Genomic DNA, 827 nt, shown 5'->3' with positions numbered 1-827 from the left:
AATCCACAACGCGTGAACAGTAGATTCCCTATCTCGTTCGTAACCTCACTGTAGGGAATGACGGGATTAAACTTATATGCCACCTCAAAAATGTCACAGCTTATTATCCGCGATCTATTCACAACGTGATTGAGCCTAAAAGATGCCAGCCAAAACAATCAATCCACAACGCGTGAACAGTAGATTCCCTATCTCGTTCGTAACCTCACTATAGGGAATGACGGGATTAAACTTATATGCCACTTCAAAAATGTCACAGCTTATTATCCGTGATCTATTCACAACGTGATTGAGCCTAAAAGATGCCAGCCAAAACAATCAATCTACAACGCGTGAACAGTAGATTCCCTATCTCGTTCGTAACCTCACTGTAGAGAATAACGGGATTAAATTTGTAGCCTTACTGTAAAAATGACCAAATTAAACACATCAAGTAAATAATGCGTCTGAATATTTGATCTAATTTTCACCACTAAAAATCAATCGGTCTTTTTACGTTAAAAAATACCGTTAATTTTTCTTTAATTCATTTTTTACTACCCTTACTGCATCAAACTCTTTTTCCTACCTTGAACTAACAAACATCAGAAAACCAAACATTCACGTTCAAAATACCAACAATCAGAACAAAAAAGATAATGTCAGTAACTATTTAAAAAAAAACCATTGACGCCAGGGCCAAAAACCTTTTTAATGCGCTCCGTTGCCTTGATAGCTCAGTCGGTAGAGCAGAGGATTGAAAATCCTCGTGTCGGTGGTTCGATTCCGCCTCGAGGCACCATTTCTTCTCTTTTGAAGTTTGGTGTTAAGCAACGATATAATCTGTT

1 tRNA gene is annotated in these 827 nt (G+C 37.8%); it reads left to right on the top strand.

What is annotated here, in order from left to right:
* Positions 1-705 precede the first annotated feature (705 nt).
* Positions 706-781 (top strand) — tRNA-Phe (locus C9J51_RS19345).
* Positions 782-827 lie beyond the last annotated feature (46 nt).

This window comes from Photobacterium iliopiscarium, assembly GCF_003026395.1.
Lineage (GTDB): Bacteria > Pseudomonadota > Gammaproteobacteria > Enterobacterales > Vibrionaceae > Photobacterium > Photobacterium iliopiscarium.
Note: the sequence above shows the minus strand (reverse complement) of the source record. Positions and strands in the feature narration are given on the sequence as shown.